Annotated in this window: 13 protein-coding genes and 4 pseudogenes; 8 read left to right on the top strand and 9 right to left on the bottom strand. The window is 39.2% G+C overall.

Features of this window, described 5'->3' with window-relative positions; all coding sequences use genetic code 11:
* The first annotated feature begins 92 nt into the window (after positions 1-92).
* Complete coding sequence (locus H6G86_RS36265; RefSeq protein ID WP_313931621.1) at positions 93-845, top strand: hydroxymethylglutaryl-coenzyme A reductase family protein; 753 nt, start codon at positions 93-95, stop codon at positions 843-845.
* Positions 846-1,190: 345 nt separating this feature from the next.
* On the opposite strand, the pseudogene H6G86_RS36260 reads toward H6G86_RS36265, so the two are convergent.
* A pseudogene (locus H6G86_RS36260) lies at positions 1,191-1,916 on the bottom strand (transposase family protein); the annotation flags it as partial.
* A gap of 106 nt (positions 1,917-2,022) precedes the next feature.
* Here H6G86_RS36260 and H6G86_RS36255 point away from each other — a divergent pair.
* A pseudogene (locus H6G86_RS36255) lies at positions 2,023-3,195 on the top strand (IS4 family transposase).
* A gap of 53 nt (positions 3,196-3,248) precedes the next feature.
* On the opposite strand, the gene H6G86_RS36250 reads toward H6G86_RS36255, so the two are convergent.
* A complete protein-coding gene (locus tag H6G86_RS36250) occupies positions 3,249-3,728 on the bottom strand; it encodes a hypothetical protein (protein ID WP_190938418.1) in 480 nt (159 codons plus the stop codon).
* Between the two features lie 81 nt (positions 3,729-3,809).
* Between H6G86_RS36250 and H6G86_RS36245 the strand changes: the two genes are divergently transcribed.
* Entirely contained in the window at positions 3,810-4,442 is a 633-nt protein-coding gene (locus H6G86_RS36245; RefSeq protein ID WP_190938417.1) for a MarC family protein, read from the top strand.
* Between the two features lie 311 nt (positions 4,443-4,753).
* On the opposite strand, the pseudogene H6G86_RS36240 reads toward H6G86_RS36245, so the two are convergent.
* Positions 4,754-5,119: pseudogene (locus H6G86_RS36240) on the bottom strand (hypothetical protein); the annotation flags it as partial.
* 13 nt (positions 5,120-5,132) lie between these two features.
* Here H6G86_RS36240 and H6G86_RS36235 point away from each other — a divergent pair.
* On the top strand, positions 5,133-5,333 hold the full coding sequence (locus H6G86_RS36235) for a Pycsar system effector family protein (protein ID WP_190938420.1): 201 nt from the start codon (positions 5,133-5,135) through the stop codon (positions 5,331-5,333).
* Here the strand turns inward: H6G86_RS36235 and H6G86_RS36230 are convergent.
* Entirely contained in the window at positions 5,330-5,899 is a 570-nt protein-coding gene (locus H6G86_RS36230) for a PadR family transcriptional regulator (RefSeq protein ID WP_190938416.1), read from the bottom strand. The two genes, H6G86_RS36235 and H6G86_RS36230, sit on opposite strands and share 4 nt — an antisense overlap.
* A 237-nt stretch (positions 5,900-6,136) precedes the next feature.
* On the opposite strand from H6G86_RS36230, the gene H6G86_RS36225 reads away from it, so the two are divergent.
* Positions 6,137-6,778, top strand: a complete 642-nt coding sequence (locus H6G86_RS36225) for a flavin reductase family protein (RefSeq protein ID WP_190938415.1) — start codon at positions 6,137-6,139, stop codon at positions 6,776-6,778.
* Between the two features lie 165 nt (positions 6,779-6,943).
* On the opposite strand, the gene H6G86_RS38450 is transcribed toward H6G86_RS36225, so the two are convergent.
* The gene (locus H6G86_RS38450; RefSeq protein ID WP_206758464.1) at positions 6,944-7,099 is read right to left on the bottom strand and encodes a hypothetical protein; all 156 of its coding nucleotides are present in this window, start codon (positions 7,097-7,099) and stop codon (positions 6,944-6,946) included.
* Between H6G86_RS38450 and H6G86_RS36220 the strand changes: the two are divergent.
* Positions 7,072-7,321 (top strand): annotated as a pseudogene (locus H6G86_RS36220) (IS1 family transposase); the annotation flags it as partial. The gene H6G86_RS38450 and the pseudogene H6G86_RS36220 overlap by 28 nt on opposite strands.
* Before the next feature lie 159 nt (positions 7,322-7,480).
* Positions 7,481-8,212: a dienelactone hydrolase family protein gene (locus tag H6G86_RS36215; protein ID WP_190938414.1), complete on the top strand. Its 732-nt coding sequence runs from the start codon at positions 7,481-7,483 to the stop codon at positions 8,210-8,212.
* A gap of 136 nt (positions 8,213-8,348) precedes the next feature.
* Here the strand turns inward: H6G86_RS36215 and H6G86_RS36210 are convergent, their stop codons facing one another.
* The 3 genes from H6G86_RS36210 to H6G86_RS36200 form a co-directional block, all read right to left on the bottom strand.
* Positions 8,349-8,645: a hypothetical protein gene (locus H6G86_RS36210; protein ID WP_190938413.1), complete on the bottom strand. Its 297-nt coding sequence runs from the start codon at positions 8,643-8,645 to the stop codon at positions 8,349-8,351.
* Between the two features lie 536 nt (positions 8,646-9,181).
* On the bottom strand, positions 9,182-9,571 hold the full coding sequence (locus H6G86_RS36205) for a DUF1634 domain-containing protein (RefSeq protein ID WP_190938412.1): 390 nt from the start codon (positions 9,569-9,571) through the stop codon (positions 9,182-9,184).
* Position 9,572: 1 nt separating this feature from the next.
* A complete protein-coding gene (locus tag H6G86_RS36200; protein WP_190938411.1) occupies positions 9,573-10,409 on the bottom strand; it encodes a sulfite exporter TauE/SafE family protein in 837 nt (278 codons plus the stop codon).
* A gap of 570 nt (positions 10,410-10,979) precedes the next feature.
* Between H6G86_RS36200 and H6G86_RS36195 the strand changes: the two genes are divergently transcribed.
* The gene (locus H6G86_RS36195; protein WP_190938410.1) at positions 10,980-12,302 is read left to right on the top strand and encodes a D-alanyl-D-alanine carboxypeptidase; all 1,323 of its coding nucleotides are present in this window, start codon (positions 10,980-10,982) and stop codon (positions 12,300-12,302) included.
* On the opposite strand, the gene H6G86_RS36190 is transcribed toward H6G86_RS36195, so the two are convergent.
* Positions 12,292-12,498, bottom strand: a complete 207-nt coding sequence (locus H6G86_RS36190; protein ID WP_190938409.1) for a hypothetical protein — start codon at positions 12,496-12,498, stop codon at positions 12,292-12,294. The genes H6G86_RS36195 and H6G86_RS36190 overlap by 11 nt on opposite strands.
* Between the last annotated feature and the right edge of the window lie 277 nt (positions 12,499-12,775).

Below are 12,775 nucleotides of genomic sequence, written 5' to 3'. Positions count from 1 at the left end.
GGCTACCAGCACATATTTAGTAAATAAAGTTACTTCTTACTTAGATTTTATTTTTGCGATCGCTTGTTTTTTACTGGATCTGACAAAACCGCATTGCTCCCGGTCGCGATCTGCATATGCACTTTGTCTATGACTCTGCGGATGCAGCTGGTCAAAATATGACTACCGGCTGTACCTGGCAAGCCTGCCACTGGATCATGGATCAAATTTCCAAGACTTTCGGAATCAAGGTTAATCGCTTTATTATCGAGTCAAATTTATCCAATGACAAAAAAGTCACGTACAACAATTTCATGTTCGGTCGTGGTACAAGAGTAGTAGCCGAGTGTAAACTCAGCGGCAAAGTTACGAAGCGGATCTTGAATGTGACACCAGATCAACTTGTCCGTGGCTACCACTCTCTCGCCGCGGGAGGGGTAGCGTCCGGAATGATCGGTGTAAACATCAACATTGCGAACATGGTAGCAGCGATCTTCACAGCCACAGGACAGGATATTGGGAGTGTGCACGAGTCCAGCGTTGGACACTTGACAATGGATCTGGTAGATAACGGCGAGGCCGTTTATGCGAGCTTAGTCCTTCCTAGCCTACTGATCGGCACAGTAGGCGGGGGAACACGTCTACCCCATCAACGCGAAGCTCTACAGATGATCGGCTGTGATGGCACTGGGAAGTCTCCTTGTCTTGCCGAAATCATCTGCGGGTTTGCGCTGGCGCTGGACCTCTCTACGTTATCGGCACTTGTTGCCGATGAGTTCGCAGCAGCACATCACCCCCTTGTTGCATTAAGCCGAGATACGGATACCGTTGGCGAAACATTACTCAACATAAAAACGCCGATTTAACTGTGCAAGCTAATGAATAATCTATAGAGTTGATTTTTCAGATGCAGTTAGTAACTGCTCAAATTCATCGAAATTCCAGGAGTCTTATGAAATTATTAGGGAATTGGGTGGCGGTGTAGGGCAAACGCATCTAAATATTAAAGATCGATAATCAAGGTGGGATTCCCCAACACTTCACCACACAGTACTTTCAGAGAATTAGGCATGAATCTGAATAATAATGATAATTGTTATAGGGGGGGTGAGTTTGTGGCAGCCGTCGGCTGCCAAGCAATAGGGGTTCATTTTTGTAGTAAATTCATTCTTTGCGTTAAACAAAAAGAACCAGATTATACCCCTCTTCTATCACTTTCCGGGATAAGCAAGTAGTAAATAAGTGAAATCATCCAGAAGCAAAAAGGGTTTAAATTGGTTCATGGCACAAATTAGATGATTAAATCCTAGCAATAAATGAGAATTCGGGAAAATATCTAACCAGAGATAAATCAGCCAAAATAGTAAAAGAGGTTGGACAATTAAACGAAGATTATTAAGAGTATTCTTCCATCCAGAATCATGATTCCATTGTTGATTATGAGAAAAATCTACACAATTAGCACAACTAGTACCTGTCACCTCAGTTTCAATTTGAAGAGATTGATTTAGGGCTAACAAGGCTGGGGAATTTAAACTAATCATTGTGTAAACACAAAAAATAATTTCCCACCATCTCTCTATATGTTGAAAATTTGTCAAGCGATAATCTGTCCAGCCAAGTTCCTGTTTACATTGTCGAAACCCATATTATACCCAGGTTCTTAATCCATATAAATCGCCTAAAGTTTTTTTGAGATTTCCTTGAAGATTTGTCATGACAAATGAAGTAGAATTTTCCGGCATTGTTTCTGGATCAGTAGTTATTTCCCAGTAAGTTATGGCTCTTTTTTTACCATAAATTATTTCTCGGATATATCTGACTTCGGATTTCTGATTACTAAATGTTCTCTCAAATTTGCACCACTTGTTAGCTCTAACGCTCTGATTGGCTGGCAGCCAGACTCCATGATTACTTCTAATTGCTACAACATAAGCCTGAGGGGGCGACATGCAGTCCACATTGCAGATTGTATAAAGGTTTGACCAAATTATGGTAGAAAAAGATAGGTCAATCATTGTCAAGAAGACCTATCTGTTGAAAATGTTACCTCTATTGTATCAAAATAACTTAGAAAATCAACTCTCCGAGTCACAATTATTGTTTTTAAACCTGCTGATTAATGTACTACAAGATATTAAAGAAGTTAGTCTAGGTAAAATAGCAAATGCCTTACCCATACCAATATTATTTGAAAGTAGGCGCAAGAAAATTCAAAGATTCTTATCGCTGCCAATACTCAATATTCAAGAAATCTGGTTTCCGATAATAGAAACCTGGCTAAGTCAAATTTTTCCGGAGAATCAAAGAATTTATTTGGTAATTGATCGGACTAAATGGCAGCGAAAAAATTTGATGATGATTAGTTTAATTTATGACAAAAGAGCTATCCCAATATATTGGGAATTTTTACCTAGATTGGTAAATAGTAATTTTGAGGAGCAATCAAAAATATTCTCTCGATTACTAGGCTTATTCAAAAAATATCAAACTGTTGTATTAGGTGATAGAGAATTTTGCTCTGTAAAATTGGCCAACTGGCTCAGGGAGCAAAAAGTACAGAAATGGATTGAGATAAAAAAAGAATGAATGTATTCAAAATGAAGATGAAATTTGGCACTCCCTTGATAGCTTAGGTTTGAAACCGGGTGTTTCTTTATTTTTACAAAATATCAAAGTCACAAAAGCTCAGAAGATTGCAGGTTTCAATCTAGCTGGTAAATGGCAGCGCGAATTGAAAGGATGGTTAACAGAAGAAGGATGGTTTATCTTAACAAATTTAACCGACCTTAACTCGGCTATAAATGCTTATAAAAAACGTTTTGATATTAAATAAATGTTTCGAGACTTTAAAAGTGGTGGCTACAAATTAGAAGATACAAATGTTTCCGGGGAACGCTTGATATCAATAATTTTAATCATATCTTTTGCTTATAGTATGTCCACTTTTTAAGGGCAAAAAATTAAGCGTATTGGTGTACAAAAATATATTGGTAGAGTCAAAGAATATGGACGAGTGACCAGGAGACATAGCAGTTTTTATGTCGGTTTATATAGTCAAACTTGGGTAAGTTTCATAGATAATTGTTGGTGTATTGTTCAAAAATTAATGAGATTAAACCGCAATAAGATTGAGTATTATTTACAAGGTATGATGGCTATGGAGCTTATTTTATCTACGTTTTAGCTTTCATGTCGCCCCCTCAGGGTTGGTAATGAAAAAATAGAAGATTATATAGATAACTCAGTTGATTACGTCTTAGATTTAATCAACTTAAATTGGAGTCGCACAATTTCTTGATCACAATTTGCAAAGCCGGATCATAATTCCAGCATTCTTGCAAAAAGTTAAACCCCGGATTCTCCCTCGAATTCGCCACAAGTTTGAGTTTTTGCATACGCTCAGGTCGCATATTTGACCTTGCAAGTATCGCCTCATGTGACCATTTTTCAGAATTTGGCACGGATGCGGCGGAACCAGTGCCTTCATAACAGCCTTTCACCTCAACACTAGAAACTTGGTTTTCTCCTGACAACGTAGCTGAATAACCCTGTTCTACCTGCTCCTGAGTTTGATTAGCGATCGCTTCCTTGGAAAAAAATTGATTTTGTGCAACGGGCGCGGCGGAACCAGTACCTTCATGACAGTCCCTCGGCTCAACAACACAATTCTGATTTTCAGCCAACAACAAAGCGGGATTACTCTGTGCAGCATCCACAAGCGCCAGCGTCGTGCAGTCTATTGCCACAGGCAAGTCTATTCTCTTTCTCTGACCCCGACTCTCTGCTAAACTCTGCTTTTAAGGAACCTAGATAACCAAATATTGATAATGTCGTTAATTCCAAATACATTAGCAACCTTTATAGCTCTTTTCCCAATTGCCAATCCAATAGGTGCAGTTCCGGTTTTTTACACTTTAACAGCAACAGAAACATCATCTGAGCGTCATCAGCAGGCATTACAAACTGCCATCAATGTAGTTTTAGTTTTAGCTGTGTTTTTAGTAGCTGGCAGATGGATACTAGAATTTTTTGGGATTTCATTAAATGTGTTACGGCTAGCAGGTGGATTACTTGTTGCTCATACAGCGTGGGAAATGGTTACAGTTCGTCAACGCCTAACTCCATCAGAAAAAAATGAAGCTATGGAAAAAGAGGATATTTCTTTTACACCAATGGCAGTGCCGTTGATCAGCGGCCCTGGAGCAATTGGTGTAGTAACGAGTTTATCGATTAGCTTTAATCATTGGGTAGAGTATCTAGAATCTTTAGTGGGAATTGTTTTAATCGGAATTAGCCTTTACCTGTGTCTTGTCTTAGGAGAGCCATTAATTAAAAGGTTAGGAAGAAATGGTGTAGGAGCCTTAAATCGAGTTTTTGGTTTTTTTATCCTAGCCATTGGTGTACGGTTTATTGCTGATGGCTCTATTTCTTTGTTGAAAGAGGCATTTCCCGTCAAGTAAAATCAGCTTTGCTCTATCGCAAGTTAAAATCAAAAAGATTACAAAAATATGTTGGTCGTCTAAAAAAATTAAAACTATTACACCGTCGGCATAGTGCCTTTTGGATTGGAATGCAATGGTCAATTATGGGTAGGGACGATGGAATTTTGGGCTAATTTAGCCCAGAGCGACCGCATCATATCAATAAGCAAAGTCTATTCTCAATAGAGCTAAAATTAATGTCATTAACTCTTGCTTGTTGCTGTTTCCTAGGTAGTTAATTCCGCCCATTAGTCCTGTTTAATTACCTCATACTCTTGCGCCACTGCTCAATAGTCCTGCCAGCTACACCCAGGTTTTGCAAGTACCTGCCGAATGTCAGTAACCGCTTGGGGCAACATTTCTAGTTGCTCTGCTCGATATGCGATCGCCGAAGGCGGGTCTTCGACCATCGCAGTTGGTGTCGGCTCACTCCTCAGGATTAGCGCTGCTGCCTCCAATGCCTAGGTATTGTTCATAGCACTGGCTAGATTCTTCAACGCCATGCCCATCAACCGTAGACATTTCTGGGCATTTTCTTTGGGTGGTTCAACTGCTAGCAATCGCAGGTCAATAGTTTTCTCCAGGGCAAGTTTTACCTGCTTGTTCAACGCTTTGCTTGCCTGTTGCGTCATGGTATTTCCCCATTCTTGAGAAGGGCGCTAAAGTTTTATGGATGAAGTTTCTTCTAAGCTTTTAGAAATTTTTAAAAATATCAATGAATGGCTAAAGTTTGCTGAAGCTAAAAATGGTATTTTGCTTGCTTTCTCTGGTGCTGCGCTTACCTACTGCCAATGCTTTCTGAATGGCAGCACAAACAGATGGCAAGAGCAATTCTGTTTTGGGTGCTTTTTGATTTTTGATTTGACCTAATCAAATCGCGTTGCTTCCACCTTTGTTTGAATTAGAGCGATTGCTTCATCACACCAAGCAATGATAGCCTTTGCTGATAAAATTCCCCTACGGATAGTTAACCAGATACCAAACCGACCAGCGTAAGGATATGTACCATCGCGATCATATTGATTTAACAAACAAATTGATTGTTCAAACCAAAACAGTTTCTCAACATAGACTTTTCGGGTTAGCTGAAGATGTGAAATTGCTCTCTCAGGCGGCAAGAAATCGTAACAGAGAACTTTAATCAGAAATTCGTCACGAATTTCTGATCTATTTGGCGAGATATCTACCCAATCCAAAAGGATTTTTCGCCCATTTTCTGTGATGAAATATACTTTTCTTTTGGGGCCGCGTTCACTCGGCTTTACTTCAAAGATCACTAACCCCTGGCGTTCCAGTGCAGCTAAGGCCGGATAAATACTGCTGTGATCAGCAGCCCAATAATGTTGAGCTGCTTTAGCAATCCACTGAGTGAGGTCATAGCCAGAACGAGGTTCCAACGTTAGTCCGGCTAATAATAAGTACTTTAGTCCATTCATTTATGTTGAGCTTGACATAGTTAATTTGCAGATATACTATGTTAGTGTCAACAATATAAAAAATCAAATCTCACGAAAAATTAGCATTTATTTAGATTTTCGGTTGATTCAAGCAAATCAGTGAGCATCATCTCATTTATCAGGTTGTGATAGCGGTGGAATAGATTCAGAAGACAAGATGCTCAAAATCGACTACTGCTTGGCTATACTCCGCATTAATATTAAGGAAGCAAGCCGATGGATATCAATCCGAATGATCTATCTCCAGAGTATTGCTATAAGCTTTTGACTGGTTGCGTTGTTCCCCGACCAATTGCGGTAGTTTCTACCATCTCAACAAATGGAATAGCAAACTTAGCACCCTTTTCTTACTTTAATATTTTGGGACATGCGCCGATGGCCTTGTTATTTAGTGTCACAGGTCGTAAGTCAGATCGTTCGCCAAAGGATTCGTTACGTAATGTGATGTTTCCACATGAAGGTGGTACAGGAGAATTTGTTATTAATATAACCGTTGAAGCCTATGTTAATGCAATGGCTAAAACCGCAGCTCCATTACCTTACGAAGAATCCGAGTATAGTTTAACCAATTTGACCCCTGTAGCCAGTCAGGTTGTCCGTCCACCCCGAGTAGGAGAATCTCCTATAGCTTTTGAATGCAAAACCTTACAGATTGTACCAGTGGGTAGCGCTAATATTGTCATTGGAGAAGTAGTGCATATTTTCGTTGAAGATGAACTGGTAAATGATGGTTTTAACATCAACCAGGACAAGCTCCAAGCAATTGGGCGTATGGCTGGCTCAATATATTGCAGAACAACTGATCAATTCCAAATTCAGGATGAAGAATTTTTTCCTGTAAAACCAGATTTTAGGTAAATAACAAATCTCTCAATACTTAATAAATTGACATCATTTAATTCATAGTTAATAGTCAAGTCATCTAGATACCCTTTGATGGATATTTACAAGGATTGAACCGAAAGTATTTGAGCGTTTTTTTTTCAGAAATAGGGTACACAGTAAATAGTTTAAACACTTGGGTTACAGTGTTTCCAACGCCCTTACCTTGCTCATACGAGTAGTAGTTTTTAAATTAAAAAATTGGCGTTGCAAAATAGAAATATGAATTAGAGCGATGCCTTCGGCGGGCGTAGCCATCGCTATGCAATGTCCTAAGTGGTTATAAAGTTTATCCATGTTTTGTTGATTCAGGTGATCACCTTGTTAGTAAAACATATATGACACGGGTAGAAGGAGAAAACAGTCGTTTTCGACATTATCGCGGCTTCGCTACATCGGAAAATATTTTGTTATTCTAAAACCGTAGAAATGCTGAAACTATCAATTAGATTAGTAATATATTATCTCAAGCATGGTTCGTGCTGGTGCGGGCGTATAGCGCCCGCAATCTTGAGGTGATCGCATGATTCATATTTTGATTCAGCAACGCCTTCTTAGCCGTCCTGGCGGGTGGACTTTGGCTGAACGAAGATTTTAAGCGCCTGAACAATGCAGATATTTAGAAATAAGTAGTCTCAAGAGCAAAACGAAGACATAGATCATAAATTTTTAAACTTCATGAAACACAAAGAAATACAAACTGAGATTGTGAAGCTAGCGGATAATTTGCAAGGCTACTATGCTAGACCGCAAGCTGGAGATATTTATCCCGCAGTTATAGTTTTTATGGAAGGTTTTGGCCTGAATGAATTTATTAAGTTTGATGTATGCGATCGCCTAGCTCAATCGGGCTTTGCTGCTCTGGCTCCAGATTTTTATCATGGTGATGTTTATCAATATACAGATATGCAAGCGGGGATTAGTAAAATCAAAACTCTGGATGAAGATATTATTATGGCGGAAACTGGCTCAGGTTTAGAGTTTTTAGCCAACCGCCAAGAGGTAGATGTTAACCGTGTGGGTGCGATAGGCTTCTGTATGGGTGGACGTTTGGCTTTTTTGGCTAATTCAGTTTATGCTCATCAACTTAAAGGTACTGTTTGTTTTTATGGTGGTGGTATCGCACCAGAAAAAGATCCATTTGGTCGTCCGTCATTATTAGATCGGGTTGAGGCAATGCAAGCACCTCTGCTGTTAGTTTACGGTGCGCTGGATAATATAATTACTCCAGATGAACACGAACGTATTACTAAGTCTTTGTCTGTAGCCAAAAAGCGTTATACTCTCAGCGTCTTTCCCGATGCTGGTCATGGCTTTGCTAGTGTCCGAAAGGAAGGATCTGAAGCAGTTGCAGCCAAAGAAGCATGGCAAATGACGATGAATTTCTTTTTCCAGAATTTGGCTTTTTAAATGGCAAACTCTATGAATACCTGAACAAAAAAAAGAAGTATTCTAGCTTTTGCCAAAATAGCTCAACACAAGACCATGCTTAATTATTAGGCAAAATGAAAATCTTAGTCCAGATGCACAACATTACCTATTTCCTTCACAAATGTATGAAAACAACTAATATAAAAAAACTGTCCCATGTCATGCCTAACTTTTTCAGATTAAGTGAACGAGTCTTTTCTACAACTAGCCTGAGTTTATTAGCCATCACTTTAATCGGATTAGGGACTTCCAATGCTGCCGATGCAGTATCTTTTAAAACACGGTCACGTAAAATCTCAAGTTCTTTTACCGTAGGCAACCCAACAGACTGTTTTGCTGCCTTATTACTCCCGGTTCGCCCATTTTTTCGGTAGTTAGAAGAAAAGCTACTCAGGGGTAAAAGATTGACCACCAAGTTGAGTATAAATAGTGGTTGGAAAGCCTAGTAAAACAAGAATACGCTGCTTTGCATTGGATCACCATTCTGGTAGGAATCTACCAATGCCAACATCGCTAGAAGTGAGTATTCAAATTTATTTGGTAGTCTCATCAGGCTAGATACTATACAAGCTTTTAAACTTGTAATTCTATCTAAACTCTAAAATAATAAAGTAATATGAGCTATTTCGATTTTTTTTCAAAAAGATAAACAAGAATGATTGACAAAATAGTAATTTAAAGGTGTACGTGTGAGTTTTCAACTTCTAACACTGTTCTAATAAACTCTTGAAGCTACTAAAGAAAGTATTGTACTAACAATACCTTAGCCAAAAGAAGAGGGTAAAGAGATAGGCCGCTCTGTAGTAGAGTTATTGACTAACTATTATTTTTTCCTTGCACCCTTCACCTTCTGCTCCCTCGGCTCCAACAGCTTGTCATAAGAGATACAGGAGTATTTATTCTTTGTACAAGAGTAACATAAGTAATAATAAGCCAACTTAGACCTATCTAAGAATTTTCTCCAATGAGACTGTAAATCAGCCCAGCCAGTACAATTAGAGTCACAATTACATAGGTATAATCTTTTAGTCGAACAAAAGCCAACAGAGAAAAAACCACTCTCATAACTGGAGTCGCAATCAGTAGCAGTAGTCCTAGTTGAATAATGCCTCGGTTACGACCTGATAATATTGATGTTTTTACCCCGGCTAGAGTGCGAAACTCTGCTGGTTCTCCCCGAAAAAACTTGTAATTAGGAACCTCAGTCCCGTGGCGAATTAAGTACAAAATTCCACCCGTTAGAACCAGAACGGTAGCAAGGATGACCCCGACTCTTAACAGATTGCCAATAAATTGCTCAAAACGCTGCTCAAACTTAGTACGTCTGTTTAGAACCATTTTAAAGCCTCCCAGTTAGACCTTTGTAGATCATTTCCAGCGCCAGTACCAAAATCACACCACTGAAAATATTTCGCAAAAGTTGTACCCTGGCTCTGACAAGTACTCGTGCCCCTAATACAGCACCACACAGTACTCCCAACATCACTGGCATTGCTAATCCGGGGTCGATATAACCTCGGTTTAGATATATTCCCGCACTAGCAGCTGCTGTTACTCCAATCATGAAATTGCTGGTAGTTGTGGAAACTTTGAATGGAATATGCATTATTTGATCCATTGCCAGCACCTTGAGCGCTCCCGAACCAATACCTAGCAAGCCGGAAAGTACACCAGCTATAAACATTAGCCCAAATCCAAAGGGAACACCACGCACGTTGTAAGATTGTTCTCCCGTAGAAGTTGGATAAGTACTATTTAGCTTCAAGCGTGTTGCCAGGGGATCTAGCGGTAAATTATCGATGTTTTCGGAGTAGGGTTTACGAGATAGGTACGCACTATAAAGTAAAACAATCCCAAACACAGTAGCGATCGCTCCAGTAGAAATCTTCGCTGCCACAACCGCTCCAGCTACAGCGCCAAAGGTTGTTGCTATTTCTAGGAACATCCCTAGCCGCATATTAGTGTAACCTTCCTTTACATAAGCAGAAGCTGCTCCACTAGATGTAGCAATCACAGATACTAAGGAAGCACCAATAGCATAGTGGAGATCCACTCTACAAACTACAGATAGGAAAGGAACAATTACTACGCCACCACCCAAGCCTGTCAAGGCTCCTAAAAATCCAGCGCTCAAGGAGCCAAACCATACTAATAGCGAAAAATCCAGAGTATTCAAGGTTTATTCTCCACTATTTGGTTTTATGAGTAAAAACACCAATTAGTTTCACACTGGTTAGTTGGTTTTACTTTATATTTTTTCAATTATAAAAACAAACATTTTTTATTATTAATTCAATAAAAAGTTTTAATTATCTTGTGTATATAAGCATTGAAAAACTGTCAAAATGACAAATTGTTTATAGTCTATTCCAATAAATTTATCTCAAATTTATAAAACAGATATTTAACCAGCTAAACTACTGTATAGCCAGCAAAATATAGTAGTTTTATGAACGTCATATTTATGCCATAACTTGGTCATAACTCTGTCATAACTATGTCACAAATGGCTGTTATCTTGTGGATGTTTTCTTAACAGATATTCTCTACATTCGATCAAATATGCTCTTTTTTATAGTCTCAAGTACAGTTTGCAGTAAAGCTGGTGAAGTAAATACAAGTAAGAGTTACTGACTGTTGGCATCTTATTGATGAGGCTAATTCATAAGAATTGACAAGTCGAATTACAAGACTGAAGAATTTAGCATAGCAAATAACGTAATCCCATATTAGAGAGGAATAAATTATGCTTGAGTTATTAGGTTCAGGCTTAGTAACGCTGTGGCTACAAAAAGCTGGAATCCAAATCAATTATTTAGATGCTTTAGATGCACTAGCTTGGCAAATTAGTCCTAGCTTGGTTCTTGCCTCAGATCCAAATCCATCTGGAAACACTACAGTGCAAGAATATCTTCAGAAGCTAATAACATCAAAACTGATAGCACAGAATTTGAAAGAGAAGCAAGGGATTTGGATACAGTCAGGGCCAATGCTTATGGCTAATCACCAAGGTACAACACCCCTGCCAGCTGCTTCTTTAACCAAAATTGCTACCTCATTAGTTGCTTTCAAAACCTGGGGGCCAGACCACCAATTTGAGACTTTGGTAAGTGCCACTGGACCGGTAGTAAATGGGGTATTGGAAGGTGATTTAGTCATAGCTGGTGGTGGAGATCCGATGTTTGTTTGGCAGGAAGGAATAGCTTTAGGAAATACTCTCAATCAAATAGGTATCAAACAAGTAAAAGGTAATTTGGTAATTACTGGTAACTTCGCCATGAATTTCCAGCGTTATCCATTCTTGGCAGGTCAAATGCTCAAACAAGCACTAAATTATGCCACATGGAACCGCTCTGTTATTTTCCAATATTCAACTATGCCCAAGGGAACACCAAAACCACAAGTCATAATTACGGGTACTGTAAAAGTAAATTTACAATCCACTCGCCAACAAACTTTGTTAGTGCGTCATCGGTCTTTGCCTTTACAACAACTGATCAAGGAGATGAACGTTTTTAGTAACAATGATATGGCAGAGATGTTAGCAGAGTCAGTGGGAGGGTTTAGTGTAGTCCAATCAACAGCCGTTAATATGGCTGGAGTACCACAGTCAGAAATTCAATTAATCAATGGTTCTGGACTAGGCCCAGAAAATCGCATTTCTCCTAGAGCAATTTGTGCAATGTTCATGGCGCTAGAGCGGGAAGCAGTCGCTCATCAGATGAATTTGGCTGACTTATTTCTGACTTCTGGGTTGGATCATCGGGGGACAATTCACCGCAGACATATTCCTGTTGCGACTGTAATTAAAACTGGGACATTGCATGATGTCAGTAGTTTAGCTGGTGTGATGCCCACACGCGATCGCGGTTTGGTCTGGTTTGCAATCTTAAACCGTGGCACAAACCCAGCAGGTTTCCGTTCTGAGCAAGATAAACTGTTACAAAATTTGATGAAACAGTTGCAACTACCTCAAGTAGTTCCTAGTATCCTAACTCCCCACTTAGCGATGAACTCTTTACCTCAAATCGGTGTAGACAGTCGTAATGAAATTTTATTCAGAAACTAGCCTTTTCAAAAACTAAAGCTGGAGTATGAGTCTGAACTAAGCTTTCAAGAGACATCTCCGAAAACCGCCCAAGTATTTCTGTGACTAACTTATAGGGTGCGATAACCAGTTTCGCAATCCAGCGAGTTTCGACGATAGAATAGGGAGTTGAGATGTTTGTTGTTAATAATCCGACAAAAAATCTGGTGATGTGCATTCATTTTCAAATCAGGCGATCACGTATATTTCTGCTGGTAATACAAGTGCCCCAATTCGTAATCTTACTACTCCACAAATTGTCAAAATTACCTCAGCATACTTTTTAGGATTTAACCGAAATCTTTCTTGAACAACTCGAAATATTTTTACCGAACGAATTCGATGTTCAACAAGTAAGTAGGACAGGGTGAAAAAACCAAATTGTGTAAAGATAAGTAAATACACATAATGTATCTACCACGGTAACAGGTATATGGGCAGCCGTTTAAGGGTAT

The organism is Nostoc sp. FACHB-133, assembly GCF_014698055.1.
Classification (GTDB): domain Bacteria; phylum Cyanobacteriota; class Cyanobacteriia; order Cyanobacteriales; family Nostocaceae; genus Nostoc.
Note: the sequence above shows the minus strand (reverse complement) of the source record. Positions and strands in the feature narration are given on the sequence as shown.

What these genes read in the sequence shown, in the direction of transcription:
- H6G86_RS36245 (WP_190938417.1), top strand. Translation starts at nt 3,810, where the DNA reads ATGTCGTTAATTCCAAATACATTAGCAACCTTTATAGCTCTTTTCCCA.
- H6G86_RS36235 (WP_190938420.1), top strand. Translation starts at nt 5,133, where the DNA reads ATGGATGAAGTTTCTTCTAAGCTTTTAGAAATTTTTAAAAATATCAAT.
- H6G86_RS36230 (WP_190938416.1), bottom strand. Translation starts at nt 5,899, where the DNA reads ATGAATGGACTAAAGTACTTATTATTAGCCGGACTAACGTTGGAACCT.
- H6G86_RS36225 (WP_190938415.1), top strand. Translation starts at nt 6,137, where the DNA reads ATGGATATCAATCCGAATGATCTATCTCCAGAGTATTGCTATAAGCTT.
- H6G86_RS38450 (WP_206758464.1), bottom strand. Translation starts at nt 7,099, where the DNA reads ATGGATAAACTTTATAACCACTTAGGACATTGCATAGCGATGGCTACG.
- H6G86_RS36215 (WP_190938414.1), top strand. Translation starts at nt 7,481, where the DNA reads ATGAAACACAAAGAAATACAAACTGAGATTGTGAAGCTAGCGGATAAT.
- H6G86_RS36205 (WP_190938412.1), bottom strand. Translation starts at nt 9,571, where the DNA reads ATGGTTCTAAACAGACGTACTAAGTTTGAGCAGCGTTTTGAGCAATTT.
- H6G86_RS36195 (WP_190938410.1), top strand. Translation starts at nt 10,980, where the DNA reads ATGCTTGAGTTATTAGGTTCAGGCTTAGTAACGCTGTGGCTACAAAAA.
- H6G86_RS36190 (WP_190938409.1), bottom strand. Translation starts at nt 12,498, where the DNA reads ATGCACATCACCAGATTTTTTGTCGGATTATTAACAACAAACATCTCA.